Genomic DNA, 18152 nt, shown 5'->3' on the forward strand with positions numbered 1-18152 from the left:
GAGGCGCGATGAAAATCTACCGACCGTTATGGGAAGACGGGGCGTTTCTGACGCCGCAGCAGTTTCAGCAGCAGTCGTTGTGGGACGCGCACGTTGCTGACACTGTGGCGCGCATGGGGCTGGCGCATCCGTGGGGCGTTGTACACGCGGAGTTTGACGACGGCGCGCTGGCGCTGTCTCGTCTTAACGCCACCCGTCTGACGGTGCGTTTTCCCGACGGGACGCTGATGGACACCGCGCTTTCCGACAACCTGCCGCCGGCCTGCGACCTCTCTGTTGCTGCCGGTCAGGAACAGGTTGAAGTGGTGTTGGCTTTGCCGTTGCTGAGCGCCAATGGCGGTAATCTCGACGACGGCAGCGACAGTGAGCGTCCGCGCCGCTGGGTGGCCGGTCGGGAAGAGGTGCAGGAGCTGGCGGGGCAGGAGCGTACTGGCATTGCCGTGCAGCGTTTTGCCCTGCGTCTGCGTCTCGCTAATCAGGAAAACGGCGCGTATCTCACCTGTCCGGTGGCACGTCTGGTGCGTAATGCGCAGGGGCAGTGGACGCGCGACGCGTCATTCATTCCGCCGATGCTGTCGCTGTCAGCCAGTCCGGCGGTGCTGACTGCACTGGGTGACTTGCTGCATCGTCTGAGTGCGCGCCGTCAGCGTTTGATGGCATTACGCCGTGAAAGCAACGAACGCATGGCCGATTTTGCCGTCGCCGACGTCTCGCTGTTCTGGCTGCTCAACGCGCTGAACAGCGCCGAGCCGGTGTTGCTGGAGTTGTTCCAGTCGCCAACCCGCCATCCTGAACTGCTGTACCGCGAGCTGGCACGTCTGGCTGGCGGTCTGTTGACCTTCTCACTCGAACACGATGCCGGAGATATTCCGGCCTATCGCCACGACGCGCCGGAGCAGGTGTTCCCGCCGCTGTTTGCGCTGCTGGATTCACTGCTGGAAGCCAGCCTGCCGTCACGCGTGGTTGCCATCGACCTCAGTCGTGAAGGCGTGCTGTGGAAGGGCCGATTCCACGACGCGCGGCTGCGCGAAGGGGCAGACTTCTATCTGTCGGTGCGCTCCTCGCTGCCGAATCACGAGCTGCAGAGCCGCTTCCCGCTGCTGTGTAAGGCAGGCAGCCACGACGACGTGTCGGAGGTGATCAACATCGCGCTTAGTGGCATGACCATCCGCCCGCTGCCGCACGTGCCTGCCGCCATCCCGCTGCGCCTGGAGAACCAGTATTTCGCGCTCGACCTGTCAACGGGGGCTGCGCGCGCGATGCTCGACTCCGGCGGCTGCACCTTCTACACCCCGGAATCACTGGGCGAACTGAAACTTGAACTCTATGCGGTACTGCGCTCATGAACAGCAATAATGCGCTGATCGAACGCCTTTTCTTCGCTGGCTGGCTGATGGTCAGCCAGCTACGCTGCGGTCAGCAGATTGACAACGGCGATGCGCTCTACCGCCGCGCTACCGACTGGGTAAACGACGCCCGGCAGGCGCTGACGGAGGCGGGTTTTAGCGAAGCCAATCGCGACCACATGCTTTACGCCTTTTGCGTGCTGCTGGACGAAGCGGTACTGAACCGTGGCCAGCAGGACGACGGCTGGCTGCGCTGGAGCCGAGACCCGCTGCAGGTGCGTTTCTTTAACTCGCTTAACGGCGGCGAAGCACTGTGGGAGCGCATTCGCGAACTGCTGCGCGAACCCGCAGCGGACGAGACCGTGCTGACCTGCCTGTACCGCACGCTGCAACTGGGTTTTGTTGGCCATTACCGCGCGCCGGATGACGAGCGTCGCGAGGACGTAGTGCGCGAGCTGGCGACGCGCGTGCCACCGTTTGCCCTTGCGCAGGATGCGCCGCTGGTGGTGCGTCCGGCGGGCATGCGTACAGGACGCCGTTTTTACTGGATGAGCTGGGTGGCCGCCGCCGTGCTGCTTGGCGGCCTGTGGTTCGTCCTCGACGGCTGGCTGGCGCAGATGGTGTCCGGCATATCGGGGATGGGCAAGTGAGACGCGGCATCGGTAATCATGCGCTGATCGTGCTGGCCCTGGTGCTTACATTGTGGCTGATCCTCGGCTTCTGGCCGCTGTCTGGTATCACGGCAGCAGCACTGTGCCTGCTGGCGCTGCTGGTCGCCGGGCTGATGCTGTGGCGGCAGTCACGCCAGCGTGATGTGAAAATCGATGTGGCCGATGATCGTCTGCCGCCTGAAGATTTTCGCGGCGCGGTAGTGCTGGTGTGTGGCGACAGTGCATCGCTGTTCTCCGGCAATCAGCCGCGTGAAACTGCGCAGGGCTGGTATCTGCCGGTTGATGCGCCAGAGCAACTCGCTGCGATGGTTGACTACATCACCACTCAGCGTCCGGCACTGCTGCCACAGGTCTCGCTGCTGCTTGCAGTGGTGCCGGAGCAGCGCACGTCTGCTGAAGACTTCACCTCCCAATTTCACGGCTGGCAGCGTGCGCTGCTGCAGTGCCGCCGCGTGCTGAAGTGCGCACCACCGCTGTGGACTGCATGCTGGGTATCACATCCGAACCACGAAGCAGAATGGTTCAGCATCACGCCGGGCCTGGGTGAGCTGCAGGCGTGTACCGCAGGTAATGACACGATGCCACTGCCTGAATGGTTCCGGGAGCAGCCGTCGCGCCTGATGCAAATGCAGTGGCTGGACAGCCTGCTGATGTGGCAGAAAAAGCACATCACGCCACTGACGCAGATGAAGCCATGCCGCGCCGGGATTTGCCTGACGCCGGTAACGGCGCTGGCGGACAACCTGTGGGCGCAGCATCTTACTGGGCTGACCACGCTGCCTTATGCACCCGTAGGCACCGATGTCGCGCTGCCATTGCCGGATGCGCTGCTGGCTGGCTTGCCGCGCAGGCAGGGCATCAGCCGACGCCTGAGGCTGGCGCGCGCGGCGGGCATGATTGTGGCGGTGTTTCTGGCGCTGGCGCTGCTGGCGTCGTTCCTCAACAACCAGCGGCTGATCCGCATTATTGGTGACCATCTGACGCTGTGGGCACACCTGTCTGGTGAACCGGCAGAGCCGAAGGTTAACGCGCGCGCGCAGTTAATCGCCGATCGCACACTGCTTGATGGCTGGCAGCGCGGCGGTGAACCGCTTCGCCTCGGCCTCGGACTGTATCAGGGCATGCGCCTGTTCGCGCCGGTCGACGCCGCAATCAACAGCTGGGCGCCTCCTCCGCCACCGCCGCCGGTTATCCAGCAGATTGTTGAAGGGCCGAAGACCGTGCGCCTCGACAGCCTGTCGCTGTTCGACTCCGGTAAATCCGAGCTGAAAACTGGCTCAACCAAAGTGCTGGTCAACGCGCTGGTCGGCATCAAGGCGAAGCCGGGCTGGCTGATTGTGGTGGCGGGCTACACCGACGATACCGGCAATCCGGCGCTGAACCAGCGCCTGTCGCTGAAGCGCGCCGAATCCGTGCGCGACTGGATGCGCGACACCGGCGACGTTGACGAAAGCTGCTTCGCGGTGCAGGGCTTCGGTCAGAGTCGCCCGATTGAAAGCAACGACACGCCGGAAGGCCGCGCGGTCAACCGGCGGGTAGAAATCAGTCTGGTGCCGCAGGCCGACGCCTGCCAGGCAGCGGACGCAATCCCTCCGTCATCACAGGATGGTGACGGCAATCATGAAGAAAAGGAGTAACAACATGGCAATTCCGGTTTATCTGTGGCTGAAGGACGACGGCGGTGCGGACATCAAGGGCTCGGTGGACGTGCAGGACCGTGAAGGCAGCATCGAAGTGGTGGCACAGCAACACAACCTGTACATCCCGACCGACAACAACACCGGCAAGCTGACCGGCACGCGCATTCATACGCCGTTCCTCTTCACCAAGGAAATCGACTCGTCCAGCCCGTACCTCTACAAAGCGGTTACCACCGGCCAGACGCTGAAGTCTGCCGAGTTCAAATGGTACCGCATCAGCGACGCCGGCCAGGAAGTGGAGTACTTCAACACCAAGCTGGAAAACGTGAAGGTGGTGAAGGTCAACCCGGTGATGCACGACGTTAAGGACCCGTCGAAAGAGAAGCACAACCATCTGGAGCAGATTGAGCTGCGCTACGAAAAAATCACCTGGACCTATAAAGACGGCAACATCATTCATTCCGATTCCTGGAACGAACGCGCCACCGCCTGATTACGCGTCATATTTCGCGCCGCAGGTGCGTTGGCTGCGCTCGCGCACCCCGGTCACTTACTTATGTAAGCTCCCGGAGCTGCACTCGCTTGCCGCCTTCCTGCGACACGAACTATTTAGCGTAATCCCTCCGCCGGGCGGAGATTTTTACACCCGGCGGATCGTGGGGTCGCCATTTATGGCGACCTTAAACCGCACCACGCCAGATGCCTGGTGATTCCATCCCCAACGGGTGAAATCACAAGTCATTTCCACCTCAGACCTGCTGACCTTATGCGCTTCGGTACATGGCGACGGGCGGTAGCGTGCCCCCAATCAGGAGAATTTTGCTATGGACAGCCAGTCAGCCGCTTTACTGCGTCGCCTCAACCCGTTCTGCGCACAGGCGCTGGAAGCCGCCGCGTCGCTGTGCCAGACTCGCGCCCACGCTGAAATCCAGCCGGAGCACTGGCTGCTCAAGCTGCTGGAGCAGGGCGAGGGCGACATCACCGTCATCGCGCGCCGCTACGAGTGGGATATGGACGCCATCTGGCAGGATTTGCTGGCGTTTCTCGACCGCCAGCCGCGCGCGGTGCGAGGACGTCCGCAGCTTTCCTCTTCATTAGAAGCGCTGTTAAAACAGGCGTGGCTGATGGCGTCAGCATCTGATAACAACCCGCAAATCCGCAGTATTCACCTGCTGATGGCACTGTCTGAGCAGCCGTCGCTGGTACGCTGCGAAGGTCTGTGGCCGTTGCTGAGCCTGCGCATGAGCCAGCTTGAGCGCCTGCAGCCGATGCTGGAAGCACAGTCCGACGAGCGTGCGGAAGCGGAACAGCCGGAGATGCCGGTCAGCACTATCGAGCAATCTCCCGCAGGCGAAGCCAAAACCCCCTCCACCGAAGCGCTTGCCCGCTTCACCCGCGACGTCACCGCTGACGCGCGTAGTGGCAAAATTGACCCGGTATTTGGCCGCGATAACGAAATCCGCCAGATGGTGGATATCCTGTCGCGCCGCCGCAAGAACAACCCGATTCTGGTAGGCGAGCCGGGCGTGGGCAAAACCGCGCTGGTTGAAGGGCTGGCGCTGCGCATTGCCGAAGGCAACGTGCCGGACAGCCTGAAGCCGGTGAGCGTGCATACGCTGGACCTCGGCATGCTGCAGGCGGGGGCGGGCGTGAAGGGTGAATTCGAGCAGCGCCTGAAGAACATCATCACCGAGGTGCAGGCCGCGCCGAATCCGGTGCTGCTGTTTATCGACGAGGCGCACACCATTATCGGCGCGGGCAACGCAGCGGGCGGCGCGGACGCGGCGAACCTGCTGAAACCGGCACTGGCGCGCGGCGAACTGCGCACCATCGCGGCCACCACGTGGAGCGAGTACAAGCAGTATTTTGAGAAGGACGCCGCGCTGGAGCGCCGCTTCCAGATGGTGAAGGTGGACGAGCCGGACGACGACACCGCGTGCCTGATGCTGCGCGGACTCAAGTCGCGCTACGCCGACCATCACGGCGTACACATCACGGACGCGGCGGTGCGCGCCGCCGTCACGCTGTCGCGCCGCTACCTTACAGGCCGCCAGCTGCCTGACAAGGCGGTTGACCTGCTCGACACCGCCGCCGCGCGCGTGCGTATGAGCCAGGATACGGTACCGGAAGCCATCACTCGCCTGCGTGCGAAGCTCGATGCGCTGAACATTGAGCAGCGCGCCATCCTCGACGACGAAGCGCTCGGCGGCGCGGTCTCGCAGGAACGCCTGACTGAAATTGCCACGCAGATTGCATCCACCGATGAAGAGCTTGAGGCGCTGGAGCAGCGCTACGCTGGCGTGCAGGAACGCATGCAGCAGTTGCTCGAAGGACGCAAAGACGCCAGTCAGAAACACAACATCGCGCAGCTCCAGAGCGAACTCGACGCATTACAACCCGGAGAGCCGCTACTGACCGCCGACGTTGACGCGCGCATCGTGGCGGGCGTGATTGCCGACTGGACCGGCGTGCCGCTGTCGTCGCTGATGAAGGACGAGCAGGCTGAACTGCTGGCGCTGGAAACCCAGCTCGCCACCCGCGTGGTCGGGCAGGACGCGGCGCTCAGCGCCATCGCGCAGCGCCTGCGCGCCTCGAAAACCGGACTCACTTCAGAAAACGGGCCGCAGGGCGTGTTCCTGCTGGTTGGCACTAGCGGCACCGGCAAAACCGAAACCGCGCTGGCGCTGGCCGACTTGCTGTACGGCGGCGAGAAATCGTTAATCACTATCAACCTCAGCGAATATCAGGAAGCACACACCGTTTCCCAGCTCAAAGGCTCGCCGCCGGGTTACGTCGGCTACGGCCAGGGCGGCATTCTTACCGAAGCGGTGCGCAAACGTCCGTACAGCGTAGTGCTGCTCGACGAGGTGGAAAAGGCGCACCGCGACGTGATTAATCTGTTTTATCAGGTGTTTGACCGTGGCTTCATGCGCGACGGCGAGGGGCGCGAAATCGACTTCCGCAACACCGTGATTCTGATGACCTCGAACCTCGGCAGCGATCAGTTGATGCAGCTGCTGGAAGAAATGCCCGAAGCAGCCGAATCCGACCTGCAGGAGTGCCTGCGCCCGATCCTGCGCGACCACTTCCAGCCCGCGCTGCTGGCGCGCTTCCAGACGGTGATTTACCGCCCGCTGGCGCGCGAGGCGATGCGAATCATCGTGGAGATGAAGCTGAAGCAGGTCAGCAAACGGCTGCAACGCCATTACGGCATCCGCACCACCATCGGCGAAGGCCTGTACGACATGCTTACCGACGCCTGCCTGCTGCCGGACACCGGCGCGCGCAACGTCGACAGCCTGCTGAATCAGCAAATCTTGCCGGTGCTGAGCCAGATGATTCTGCAGCACCGCGCCAGCGGCACATTAGGTAACAGCCTGACGCTGGACACCAATGAAGAAGGCGAAGTGAGTTTTATATTCTGAACACGTGACGTTCTTTTTAATGACAAGGAGTGTGTATGAAAACCCAAAATATCCCCGTTTCACCCGCGTTTATCGCTATTTCCTGGATTGGCATGCTCGGCGGCACGCTGGTTTATCTGGCGGGCCTGTGGCGCGCCGAAATGGAGCTGAATGAAAAAGGCTACTACTTCGCGGTGCTGATCCTCGGACTGTTCGCTGCGGTTTCGCTGCAGAAAACCGTACGCGACCGGCTGGAAGGCATCCCAACCACCCATCTGTATCACATGGTTTGCCTGCTGGCGTTCACCATTGCGGTGGTGCTGCTGGTTGCCGGTTTATGGAACGCCACGCTGATGCCGAGCGAGAAAGGTTTTTACGGTGTGTCGTTCTTCATGGCGCTGTTTGGTGCGGTAGCGGTGCAGAAAAACACCCGCGACGGCATGCACAGCGTATCTGACAGCGCTGATGAAAATACGCAGGAATCTCAGGCCTGATCTTTCCGGGTTCTCACGCTGCCGTCGCCGTGGTGGGAGAACGTTGACGCCATGACGGCGGTGTAATGATTTTTGGTGAATAAGCATGACAGATAAAGCTAAAAAAGCGGCTATCAAAGAGGGGAGCCTGCGCTTATTAACATCAGGTGAGATTGCGCTGGCAAAATCTGTTTATGGTGAAAAGATCAATTACAGTAAGGTCTGGATTCATCACGACAGTTATTTGCCATTTGGCCTCCAGCATGAGCGTGTGGCCATGACACCACAGGGCGAAATATATTACCGAACGCAGTTATACAAAGATGATTATTCAAAAGTATCATCCTATGACCAACATACATTCATTCATGAACTCTGCCACGTCTGGCAGTTAGAAAAGGGAATGTGCGTTATATGTCGAGGACTTGTGAGTTGGATCGCTTCCTATCGCTACAGGCTAGATGGGCGCCTTTTGAGTGAGTACCCAATGGAGCAGCAAGCACAGATTGTCGCCGATAGCTTCATCCTTTATTCGCAGGGTTACAGTAAATTTATTCAGCATCGTGATAATGATAGTGTAACTTTAGATGGTGAGTTAGATGAGTATATAGTTTTAGAGGGTTACAGAGCGGCTCTGAGAGGATTTCCATGGTGATAAGTCAATTGAATAAAATAAAGTCGTTAAGTTGCATCATTGCATGTTTTACTCTTACAGGTTGTATTGGAGACAAAGTAACATTTTCTGAAGTTGCTCAAGCGGTTCAAAAAGAGAAAGATATATGCTTTGAAGTTGAGCGAGTTAGTGAATACAGGCTAAAATCCATGAGCATATTCAGGAGGGGCATGGAAGATGATCGCGAATCTGTAAATTTTCGTGATTCGCATATAATCGATGGACAATATATCTGCATTCCTCGCGCTCTTTCAGATAAATTGTCAGACGGTGAATACATTGTCAGATTCAGTCTGAAGTCAGAAGGGCTGTTTCAGAGTGTCAGAGTATTCTCTAACGCAATACAGTTGAAAGAACATGAGGTTAAGAGTATCCCGTTGCAGCAGGATGAAACTACCCATTATTTAGGTAATCGTTTTTGAATTGGCAGTGTTTTAAATTGCTTTCGATTGCGAAATATTCATTCATTAGAAAAAATACAAACGTATTAGTTTTTTTAGTGAGTGCTTTGGTTCTTACTGGATGTCCGGGCGTTGGTGACAGAGGGTGGCACGATGAAACAACGGAAGCAGTGCGAGAAGGGCAAGAGATTTGCTTTCCCATAAAACAATCACAAGGGTATATCCCGACTTACCTGGCAATTAATCAGAGAGATACCCCGCGAACAGAGCAACAAAACAGGATTGTTGGTGACGTTGAAATTTCTGATGGCATGCTATGTCTTCCCCCGGATGAGTTCACGCCTGCTGAAGGCAAAGAGTATGTAGTTAAATTTATTCTTAAAAACGGCGGGGGCATTGATTCAATAAGAAGCTTTGTCGTTGCTGTTAAAGTGGTTAATGGAAAATTGGGTAGCTATCAGTTACAGGATTCTGAAATATCGCGAGGCTATAAATAAGTAAGTGGGTGTGTAGTCAGCGCCTAAAACGGCCACCAAGATAAATGGTTCAAATGTTGAAGCATATGCGAAAGACGATGATAAGCACATTAATATGCTTACTTGTGACCGGGTGTACGTTGGGAGAAGAGCAGGTTGGATTTGAGCGTGATGACAGGGTAAGTCTGGTTAACTATATGCTTTGTATCAGCACGCCCCCAGAGAAAACGTATTATCTGAGCGTCATTTCGATAAAAAATAAGGATGATTCAGGGTTGAGGGAAACGTATGCGGGAAGTGAATTGTTGGCAGTTCACAACAAACGTTGCCTTTCACCATCACAGTGGCCTGTTACGGAAAATCGGGCCTACACTATTCATTACACTCTGCTATCTACTTTGACGAATCGCCCATCTTTTAGAAAGGTCGCGTCAATTAAAATAAGTAATGGGAAAGTGTCATATTTGCCATTGAAAAAATTAGATTATTTTCCCGGCTTTATTTCTGAATGATTTCAAATGTCGTAACTACAGGTGGAAGCCTGTTTTTATTCTTAAGTATTCATCTGAAATTCATGATGATATGTTATCGATTTTATAAAACAGGATTTTTCTTCACTCTGATAATGAGTTCCGTCTTTCTCACTGGCTGCATTGGCGATAAGGTGACGTTTTCAGAAACGGCGAATATTACTCGAAGAGAAAATGCAGCATGCTTTGACGTGCGACGAGCCAGCGACTACACGCTAAAATTCATGAGTAAATTCAGAAGGGGGCATGAAGATAACAGGCAATATTTAATGCCCAACAATACCAACTTAAAGGACGGACGATTTATCTGTCTTTCCGAATCAGTGATTGACGAATTTGGCGATGGAGAGTATGTGGTTAGATTTAGCTTGAAGCCAATTAAAAAGCATCAAAATGTCAGGGTGTTTTCAAATGCCATACAAATTGATGGGCGTCAGGTTAAAAACATCCCACTGCAGGAGAATGAAATTACGCATTACCTCGGTAACAATTTCTAAATTAATGTTAACTTTTCGTGGAAAATGCGCTCTCGTAATAGCATCCAGAATAATTAATCCAGCCGCCGTTAAAGAACGTTAATTAAGACCAGAGAAAGTCGTCAATGTCTCTATCACTGATAGAGACATTGTGGCCGGCTGTCATCAAGGAGTGAATGACATGAACATGACTGATTTACTGCAAGGTGCATCCTCGTTAATAAACGGGACGTTGAACCGTTACAAGCTTTCTATCCCCTCATGCTCGTCCAGTATTGACGTCGAGAACTTTAACGGCACAGAAGCATTGAGTGAGAACTATCACTACGATGTGCTGTTCACCAGCCCGGATAAAGACATCACGGCCGCACAGATGTTGCGTAAACCAGCAACGCTGACCATGGGCACCGGCGAGTTGATGGGGCTGTCGGGGCAAAAAATGGTGCATGGTTACATCACTGATTTTCACCGTCTGACGGGTTCTGCCGATCAGGTGACTTATCTGGTGGTTATTGAGCCACGCCTTGCATTGCTGGATAAGCAATATCGCTCGCACCGTTTCTTTGTGAATAAATCAGTTCCTGAGGTGGTGAGCCAAATACTGGATGAACACGGTTTTCAGGGCTGGGAATATGAATTTAGTCTCAAACATGAATATCCCAGGCGCGAGCAGATAAACCAGTACCAGGAAAGCGATCTTCAGTTTATTCGCCGCTTGCTGTCGGAAGTCGGCATCTTTTACATGTTCACGCTCCAGCCAAACACCCAGACTGAAGTCGTCCGGTTTGGTGATGCACAGTCTGCACTTATTCAGGGCAAACCGTTGCCTCTTAACAGTCCTTCCGACCTGGAGGACAACGGGCAGGAATCGATCTGGGGACTGAATATCACCCACAAAGTGGTCGAAGCAGGAGTGGTCGCGAAAGATTACAACCATCGCGAGGCGCAGCGTATTTTACGCTCGGTTCAGGCGGATATGTCGCGCGGCGATGGTGATGAGATCAACTACGGGCAGGTTTATCAATACCGTCCGCGTCATCCTGACAGCGGCGATAAATATGTGCCCGCGCCGGAGACTGCGAACTATTACGCGCGCCTCGATCACGAACGTTTTTTGTGCGGCCAGACGCTGATTACTGGCATCAGCAATGACGCATCGCTGGCTCCAGGCAAGGTGCTGACCATTATTGATGGTGTTTTGCCAACGCTGCCGGAACAGCTTCAGAGTCCGGTCGTCGTCACCCGCATCCACCTCAGTGCCAGCCGTAAGTCGGCGTTACAGATTAACCTCAACGGTTTGCCTTACAGCGAAACGCTGTGCTGGCGTCCAAGGTTGTTACCACGCCCAAAAGTCAGCGGCACCATGACAGCGCGTGTCACCAGCGCAAAAGACAATGATATCTACGCCTGGCAGGATGCCTCCGGTTTGTACCGCGTGGTGTTTGATGCAGATGAAGAGAGCAAAGATCGCGGCCAGGAAAGCATGCCGGTGCGCCTCGCCAAACCTTATGGCGGTGATATGTATGGTTTCCACTTCCCGCTGATACAGGGCACGGAGGTAGCGATTGCCTTCCGTGAAGGGGATCCTGACCAGCCCTACATTGCTCATGCGCTGCATGACTCGAGACATGTGGATCATGTAACAGAGAAAAACAGCACCCGCAACGTCATCCGCACCGCTGGGCTGAATAAGCTTCGCATGGAAGATAAGCGCGGTGAGGAGCACATCAAACTCAGTACCGAATATGGCGGAAAAACTCAGCTGAATCTGGGGCATAACGTTGATGCATCAAGAACGTTAAGAGGAGAAGGCGCTGAACTAAGAACAGATAGGCATATAGCTATTCGCGGTGGGGCTGGCGTGTTTATTTCTGCAGATAAACAGCCGAGAGCTCAGGGCGATATGCTGAATATGAATGCGGCGATTGCTGAGTTACAGAGCGCTTTACAACTGGTTACAGCACTAGCCCAGAGTGCCAGAACCTCAGGTGCTGCAGAAGCCGATGTGCAGTCACAGCAACAGTTAGCAGACACACTTAATCAGCTCAAAGATGCGGGCCTTCTGCTATCCGCTCCGGCTGGTATTGCCGCAACCACTGCCAAAAATATTCAACTATCAGCGGGACACAGCGTTACAGCAACCGCAGGTGAAAATGTTGATATGAATATTGTTAAGCGCTTCACCGTTGCAGCAGGTGAGGCAATAAGCCTTTTTGCACACCGCGTCGGGATGAAGTTGTATGCAGCAATGGGAAGTGTGGACATACAGGCGCAAACAGACGCGATGCGGTTGCAGGCAGATAAAAATATTACTATGAGTAGCGTCAATGGTGAAATTGTACTCAACGCCTCAAAGGGCATCACACTAACGAGTGGTGGCGGAGCCTTTATAAAAATAAGAGATGGCGCGGTCGAGATTGGAGCACCACAAAGCATTGCGCTGAAAAGTGGAGATATAAGTTGGGGCGGAAGCGCTTCATTAAATGAAGCACTTTCTCCAGCAGCTATTAGCGATCCACAGTTTACAAATCGTCTAAATGGCCGTTTCAGAGTTGTTGATAAAACGACCCAACAGCCGAAGCCGTATGTTCCTTACCGTATTGAAACTGATGACGGAAAAATCATTAAGGGAGTAACGGATGAGGAAGGCTTAACCGAAATACATCACGGAATGAATCCGGATTCAATGCGGCTTTTTTATGAATAACAGGGAGTGACTCATGGAAAATAATAACCGGCCTGCAGCCAATGCCATGTTAGATAAAAAAGAAAACACAACGGTTACTGCAGAGCACAATTCAGGCACAGTTTATTTTTGCCCAGCAACAGAAGAATTAGTGTTTATCTCGGATACCGTCAGTGGTGATTTCGAACGCCAATGGAGTGAACTTATTGGTGCGGTAGATAACATGCACCAGAGCGGTGAAAATTATTCTCAGGCGATTGAAAAATATGGCGTGCTTTTTTCTGAGCCAGCGCGAAGTGCAGAGTGCAAAGCAGCCGAAGATGCTGCAGCTGAGGCGCAGGCTGATTATGAAAGTAAGAAAGAAGCCCTCAAGGAGAAGCTAGGAGACTTTACGCCTAAAGGTTATGAGGAAGTTGTTGAGCTCATTCCAGTTAAAACCAGGGGGCGTGGCCGCCATAATGGGCCAGGAAGCCGCTATGTATATGTGAAAAAAGGGTACTACGATCAAATGGGTCGTGGAGCCAGACATAACGTTCGAATGAATAGGCAGGACAGGAACGGGGCGAGTAAAAGTATTTTTGACTACGATGCGGATGGTAACCGGACAGGAATCAGCGGAAAAAAGATAAAAGAAGGACTCAAAGATTTTGATATTAAAGAAATCGAGTTGTTCAAGATTGATGCCGACGATATTGGCAAGATTGATGTCACGCTCACGGACTGGGCTGAAAGTTGGAACAATAGCTTGTTTGTTGATGGCCAGCGTATAAGTGAAAATATTGATGTCTCTGCAGGTGCTCAATTTCTAAGATTTACCGCAAATGCGGGAGCGTCGGGTGAATTCAGCATGAAAGGTGGACGAAATCTCTCTATAAAGGGAGAAGCGTCAAGCACGCTGACAATTGCATCAGGTGAAGCGCGGATGACTTGTTATTATCCTGACAGAGTTGGCTGGTCGTTAAAATTTGAGTCTGAAATCATTCCCATTGATATGGGCATGTTTCGCATGTTTCTGGAACCATCACTCACCGGTTTTATTGGCGCATCGGTACATGTGGAAGGGCAGTTAGAAGTAGTGACAGTTGGAACCACTCAGCGCCTGAGAGGGAGAGAACATGGCGGCCGGTTACCACCGTTCCATGAACGGCGTACCACTGGCCGGGTATTCCATGAACAAATGAACGAAGGCGACGAGGGCGTGACCCTAAGTGGTGAGGCTTTTGCCGGGGCTAAAGTCACCGCAGCTTTGAAAGGTGGATTTCAATGGCTGCAGCCTAAGGCTGCGACACAGTATCAAAATAAGACCGATGAGGAAGCAAAAAAGGTCAGTGAATTTGTCGATTTCTGCACAATCAGCGGTGATATCACTGGCTTGGTAGGCATTGGAATCGGAAGCAGTTTTTATTGCACTTTCATAAATGGCAAGTTCATTTTTAAAATAGCCGCTAGTCTTTGCTGTGGATTGGGCGCGAAAGGATCTTTTTTATTAGAAGTTGCTTATGAAAAACTCTGGGATTTTGGTTCCTGGCTTGTTTACCAGCTAAGTCTGATTGATTATAGAAAATTGACTCTAATTTCAAAAGAAGCTTTTGAAGCGTTCAGCCAAATATGCGTAATGCTCTTGAGTGACATGAAAAACAGCGTTGAGTCTATGCTTACAACTGTTTCAACTCGAGTTAGTGATATTACAAATGCATTTAAAGATTTTGGGAATGATTTAAATGATGGTTTAAAGGCTTCTTATAGGAGGAATGCGATTGCTGAAAATATTAATGCATTCCCACAGAGAATGTTGATGTTAACGCCAGAGAGTAAAGGCAATTTATTATGGTTACTGAGTCGTCACGGGCAAGCTGACCATTTAGATACTAAAAATCGAAGTAAAATGCTAATCGATATTTATCCTGAGCGAAAGGAGGCTGTAATTAATGTTCTTAACAGCATCCAGACCAAGCGAGAATGGAAGTTGGTTTTTCTACGAATGAACGAGAAAGGTCGAGCTTACGTTAATGAGCTATCAGTAGATGCTGATAATAAAGCAGAAGAAATGGAAGAGACGATTATTGATTTCTTGCAAGAAGGCTTCAATAGAGATAAGGATTTAAAAGACATAAAGGCAAGGTTAATTGTAAGTAACATATATAAAGGTTTGAAAGAAAGTCCGGCTTCAGGATATGCATTAGCCATGAATAACACCATGGATTATAAACTGGCACAAGGTGTTAATTTACATTACCCACAAATGGGAGATTTTGGTCCATTAGATCACAATCAAGCATATGCATAACAGGTAAATCCCTTTAATAAAACTAATGCAAAAACCTTCTGAAGTAATAAGGGATTCTGAAATGAAAGGATGGTCTTAAGTGCAAAGTGTTGATTCTGATAAATGATGAGATCTAAATTTAACATTTAATTTAAAACATGCATGAGGAATAATGAAAATGTGTGTATTTGAGCAGAAGTCTATGAGAATAATAGTGTTGGTCTTTATTTGTTTTTTTCTTTCAGCATGCGATGATAAAAAATATACTGTAAATGAATTAATCATAAATGAAGGTATCCTACATTCAATTCAAAAAAAATGCACAAGTTCGATCTCTCTCAGAGATACATCAAATTGCATTAATGCTTCAACTGCGACAGAAACGCTGCAACAAGCTGAGAGCGGAGATGCACAAAAGCAGCGGTTTCTAGCTGAACTATATATTTCGAATAATGTATATAGTAAAGCCATACAATGGTTATCTGCAGCTGCTGGCAATGGCGATGAGCAAGCTGTAGATAAATTAGGTCAATTGGCATATGTGATTGGGAGCAGAAAGCCTGCAACTCCCGAAGATCAAAAGATGTTACGATCTTTAGAAGAGCTGATAAAGAAATATCAGCAACCTGATTCTGTATTAAGCTATTATCTTAAAAATCTGTCAGAAGGCGATTCGAGTGCCTTAATATCTTTGGGATTAATGTACCGCAGAGGGGAAGGGGTTGAAAAGAACTTTGATACCGCCATTTCATATTTTAACCGTTACTCTCAAAATATTGGTGTAAAATCACCCGGTTGGGGTGATTATTATCTTGCTTATATGCATCTTAATGGCGAAGGTTTTAATAAAAGTGAATTGGATGGCATCCAGTTATTTGATAAATCCTGTCTGGTGGGGTTTACATTGTCATGTCTGAAATTGGCAGATCTATATTTTCATGGCGGAACTGGTTTTAATCCAGACTATAAAAAAGCAACTAAATTATTAGATGTTTTTTATGAGGGAGAAAAAATAGATTCCAGAAACATTGAACATGTTGATGATCTATTGACTATGTATGCTAAAGGTGGATACGGCATAGAGAGAAACCCAACAAGAATAAAAGAAATAAACGATTTTTTGTGTGAGAAAAAGTATAGGTATTGTGCAGAAAAGTAATGTCCTGCACCCTTTATAAGAATGGATGTATCAAATAAAAACACTCAATCCTAATTCATATTATAAGAGTGATATTTTAATTATTCATACATGGGCTGTGATTTCTCAATGTGTTATAGGTGACAGAATGATGTCTCCTTACACTTTTTTTAAAAGGATTTATTGATGAGTGTTCAAATGGCACCAGTAGCGCAGAATGAATCAAGCAAAGATGAGAGAGTGGTAAACACATATCATACCTCTTGCCAATGTTATTTTCGACCTGAAACATGTGATATTATTTTTCTTAATGAGAATGATGCAAATGAATTTGATGAGTTGTCCAACAAATTGGCTCATTTGATGAGTTGCAAAATTTAATAGTTTTGCACTGCAATGTACTTAATTATATTCATTATGCTTTTTTATTCATGATGTGAAGTATTTCAATATCTACATTTTTGTATTTTTAGCTCATTGCAAATTTCTAATTTTATATTTTAAGCGAAAATTTATGAAAGGGATTATTCGACTCGGTGATGCAACCACACACGGTGGTCGTGTGCTCCATGGAAGCAGCGGCGTTAAATTTATGGGCAAGGAAGTTGCTTGCTTGATGGATAAAGTATCTTGCCCCCAGCATGGTGAAACCAAGATTATTGAAGGTGATGCTGGTTCAAAAATTAATGGTAAGCCTATTGCGCTTCATGGACATAAGTGTGGTTGTGGTTGCACATTAATTACATCCCTCGCCAACGCAGGTAAGGCATAATATGCCAGTTAATCTCAATGAAATTCCCGATGTTATTGAAAATCCTGACCCGCCTCATAAGTTACGTTGGATCATTTTTATTGTTGTTGTTTGCTGTCTGGGCGCACTTATTACGCTATATCTTTGGCCTAAAAATGCTTCTACAAAGTCTATCTGGTTTTGGTTTTGCGCAATCATACTTCCTTTGATCACTGGGCTAGTCTGTTTAGTTGCACGTTTGCGACACTATGAAAATCGTTGCGAGCAGGCTGCATACTGGAATCATCTTCATGAACAGGAACGTGAAAGACAAATACGTCGTGGGCGACAGGCGTTATTTATAATCGGTGCGGCTTATCACACGCCGTTGGGATGCAACAAACTCTCACAAGCATTGTTAAAGGGGCATTCTCAACTCAGAAGTGAATATTATCCTGCATTGCTTAATAGCTTCATGACAGCACAACTGCCGGTAGCGCAGGTTAAAGCAAGCCAGAATACTTACGAGACCAAGTTGGACCGCGCGCTCAATAGCCTGCTCCCTATCATTGCAGATGAAATTCGGCAACTTCCACGGGTTTTGCCCGCAATTCGGATTCGCCATGATGGCACTTTATCTGATGCCCTTATTCTTGATGCATGGCGACGACACAGCTCCTCTGTGTTAACTACTTCTGAGATCTCTGTCCGCTCAGAGGATGATGGATTAATGTGGCTGGATACATGGCTGGATAATCCAAAAGATGTCGTAATTCTTTCTGTTGAAATCAATCTGTTCTCCACACCGCGTAATAAACAAGCAGAATCCGTTTCCGCGATTTTTATATCTGATGAAAAATGGGTTGCAGAGAATGATGTCGAACCCATTGCCTGTGTGCATAGGCCAGTAGTCGGGAGTGATGCGTTCCAGACCATCAATGATGCCATGCGTTGGGGTAGTGTCGCTGCTGGCGAAGCATTAACGCTCTGGCGAACTCAGGTTGAAATGGAAGCACTTTCTCCTCTGCTGGTGGCGTTGGAGCAGGGAGAGTATTTATCCGGGATTCAAAACGAGCATGTACTTGATGATTCGTTTGGACATCCCGCTGCGGCGGTTGGAAATATTGCACTGATATGTGCTGTGGAAAACGCAAGTTCTTCTGGTTTGCCACAAGTGATTCTTACTGGTGATAAATCCACGCACATGTCCGTTGTCCGCGCTGTGAAGTAATACCAAAAGGA

At 51.0% G+C, this 18152-nt stretch carries 16 protein-coding genes; all 16 read left to right on the forward strand.

Annotation, left to right across the window (positions count from 1 at the left end):
- Nucleotides 1-8 precede the first annotated feature (8 nt).
- On the forward strand, nucleotides 9-1346 hold the full coding sequence (gene tssK, locus K5Y30_RS00535; RefSeq protein WP_222210262.1) for a type VI secretion system baseplate subunit TssK: 1338 nt from the start codon (nucleotides 9-11) through the stop codon (nucleotides 1344-1346).
- Entirely contained in the window at nucleotides 1343-1996 is a 654-nt protein-coding gene (gene tssL, locus K5Y30_RS00540) for a type VI secretion system protein TssL, short form (RefSeq protein ID WP_222210263.1), read from the forward strand. The genes tssK and tssL overlap by 4 nt, the downstream gene beginning before the upstream one ends.
- Nucleotides 1997-2130: 134 nt before the next feature.
- Nucleotides 2131-3654, forward strand: a complete 1524-nt coding sequence (locus K5Y30_RS00545; protein ID WP_370634183.1) for an OmpA family protein — start codon at nucleotides 2131-2133, stop codon at nucleotides 3652-3654.
- Between the two features lie 4 nt (nucleotides 3655-3658).
- Nucleotides 3659-4150: a type VI secretion system effector Hcp gene (gene hcp, locus K5Y30_RS00550; protein ID WP_064741351.1), complete on the forward strand. Its 492-nt coding sequence runs from the start codon at nucleotides 3659-3661 to the stop codon at nucleotides 4148-4150.
- Nucleotides 4151-4481: 331 nt separating this feature from the next.
- Nucleotides 4482-7082: a type VI secretion system ATPase TssH gene (tssH, locus tag K5Y30_RS00555; protein ID WP_222182733.1), complete on the forward strand. Its 2601-nt coding sequence runs from the start codon at nucleotides 4482-4484 to the stop codon at nucleotides 7080-7082.
- Between the two features lie 35 nt (nucleotides 7083-7117).
- A complete protein-coding gene (gene yiaA, locus K5Y30_RS00560) occupies nucleotides 7118-7555 on the forward strand; it encodes an inner membrane protein YiaA (RefSeq protein WP_222182731.1) in 438 nt (145 codons plus the stop codon).
- 85 nt (nucleotides 7556-7640) lie between these two features.
- Nucleotides 7641-8189 carry a type IV secretion protein Rhs gene (locus K5Y30_RS00565; RefSeq protein ID WP_222182730.1) on the forward strand — a complete coding sequence of 183 codons (549 nt, stop codon included), beginning with the start codon at nucleotides 7641-7643 and terminating at the stop codon, nucleotides 8187-8189.
- Nucleotides 8183-8629, forward strand: coding sequence for a putative T6SS immunity periplasmic lipoprotein (locus K5Y30_RS00570; protein WP_222182728.1), 447 nt, complete (start codon nucleotides 8183-8185; stop codon nucleotides 8627-8629). The genes K5Y30_RS00565 and K5Y30_RS00570 overlap by 7 nt, the downstream gene beginning before the upstream one ends.
- Nucleotides 8626-9105 (forward strand): putative T6SS immunity periplasmic lipoprotein, encoded by a 480-nt coding sequence (locus K5Y30_RS00575; protein WP_222182726.1) that lies wholly within the window; start codon nucleotides 8626-8628, stop codon nucleotides 9103-9105. The genes K5Y30_RS00570 and K5Y30_RS00575 overlap by 4 nt, the downstream gene beginning before the upstream one ends.
- Before the next feature lie 77 nt (nucleotides 9106-9182).
- A complete protein-coding gene (locus tag K5Y30_RS24925) occupies nucleotides 9183-9596 on the forward strand; it encodes a putative T6SS immunity periplasmic lipoprotein (protein ID WP_370634184.1) in 414 nt (137 codons plus the stop codon).
- Entirely contained in the window at nucleotides 9593-10111 is a 519-nt protein-coding gene (locus K5Y30_RS00580; RefSeq protein ID WP_222182724.1) for a putative T6SS immunity periplasmic lipoprotein, read from the forward strand. The genes K5Y30_RS24925 and K5Y30_RS00580 overlap by 4 nt, the downstream gene beginning before the upstream one ends.
- A 160-nt stretch (nucleotides 10112-10271) precedes the next feature.
- Complete coding sequence (locus tag K5Y30_RS00585; protein WP_222182722.1) at nucleotides 10272-12797, forward strand: type VI secretion system Vgr family protein; 2526 nt, start codon at nucleotides 10272-10274, stop codon at nucleotides 12795-12797.
- Between the two features lie 13 nt (nucleotides 12798-12810).
- Nucleotides 12811-15063, forward strand: a complete 2253-nt coding sequence (locus K5Y30_RS00590; RefSeq protein ID WP_222182720.1) for an ATPase — start codon at nucleotides 12811-12813, stop codon at nucleotides 15061-15063.
- A 151-nt stretch (nucleotides 15064-15214) separates the two neighbouring features.
- Nucleotides 15215-16201: an EexN family lipoprotein gene (locus K5Y30_RS00595; protein ID WP_222182718.1), complete on the forward strand. Its 987-nt coding sequence runs from the start codon at nucleotides 15215-15217 to the stop codon at nucleotides 16199-16201.
- 493 nt (nucleotides 16202-16694) lie between these two features.
- Entirely contained in the window at nucleotides 16695-16952 is a 258-nt protein-coding gene (locus K5Y30_RS00600; RefSeq protein ID WP_222182709.1) for a PAAR domain-containing protein, read from the forward strand.
- Between the two features lies 1 nt (nucleotide 16953).
- Nucleotides 16954-18141 (forward strand): hypothetical protein, encoded by a 1188-nt coding sequence (locus K5Y30_RS00605; RefSeq protein ID WP_222210264.1) that lies wholly within the window; start codon nucleotides 16954-16956, stop codon nucleotides 18139-18141.
- Nucleotides 18142-18152 lie beyond the last annotated feature (11 nt).

It is taken from the genome of Pantoea sp. DY-5 (genome assembly GCF_019795955.1).
Taxonomy (GTDB): domain Bacteria; phylum Pseudomonadota; class Gammaproteobacteria; order Enterobacterales; family Enterobacteriaceae; genus Pantoea; species Pantoea leporis.

Coding starts and splice junctions, on each gene's coding strand:
- K5Y30_RS00585 (WP_222182722.1), top strand. CDS start 10,272: ATGAACATGACTGATTTACTGCAAGGTGCATCCTCGTTAATAAACGGG.
- tssH (WP_222182733.1), top strand. CDS start 4,482: ATGGACAGCCAGTCAGCCGCTTTACTGCGTCGCCTCAACCCGTTCTGC.
- K5Y30_RS24925 (WP_370634184.1), top strand. CDS start 9,183: ATGATAAGCACATTAATATGCTTACTTGTGACCGGGTGTACGTTGGGA.
- K5Y30_RS00580 (WP_222182724.1), top strand. CDS start 9,593: ATGATTTCAAATGTCGTAACTACAGGTGGAAGCCTGTTTTTATTCTTA.
- K5Y30_RS00605 (WP_222210264.1), top strand. CDS start 16,954: ATGCCAGTTAATCTCAATGAAATTCCCGATGTTATTGAAAATCCTGAC.
- K5Y30_RS00590 (WP_222182720.1), top strand. CDS start 12,811: ATGGAAAATAATAACCGGCCTGCAGCCAATGCCATGTTAGATAAAAAA.
- K5Y30_RS00570 (WP_222182728.1), top strand. CDS start 8,183: ATGGTGATAAGTCAATTGAATAAAATAAAGTCGTTAAGTTGCATCATT.
- K5Y30_RS00600 (WP_222182709.1), top strand. CDS start 16,695: ATGAAAGGGATTATTCGACTCGGTGATGCAACCACACACGGTGGTCGT.
- K5Y30_RS00565 (WP_222182730.1), top strand. CDS start 7,641: ATGACAGATAAAGCTAAAAAAGCGGCTATCAAAGAGGGGAGCCTGCGC.
- K5Y30_RS00595 (WP_222182718.1), top strand. CDS start 15,215: ATGAAAATGTGTGTATTTGAGCAGAAGTCTATGAGAATAATAGTGTTG.
- yiaA (WP_222182731.1), top strand. CDS start 7,118: ATGAAAACCCAAAATATCCCCGTTTCACCCGCGTTTATCGCTATTTCC.
- tssL (WP_222210263.1), top strand. CDS start 1,343: ATGAACAGCAATAATGCGCTGATCGAACGCCTTTTCTTCGCTGGCTGG.
- K5Y30_RS00545 (WP_370634183.1), top strand. CDS start 2,131: ATGCTGTGGCGGCAGTCACGCCAGCGTGATGTGAAAATCGATGTGGCC.
- hcp (WP_064741351.1), top strand. CDS start 3,659: ATGGCAATTCCGGTTTATCTGTGGCTGAAGGACGACGGCGGTGCGGAC.
- tssK (WP_222210262.1), top strand. CDS start 9: ATGAAAATCTACCGACCGTTATGGGAAGACGGGGCGTTTCTGACGCCG.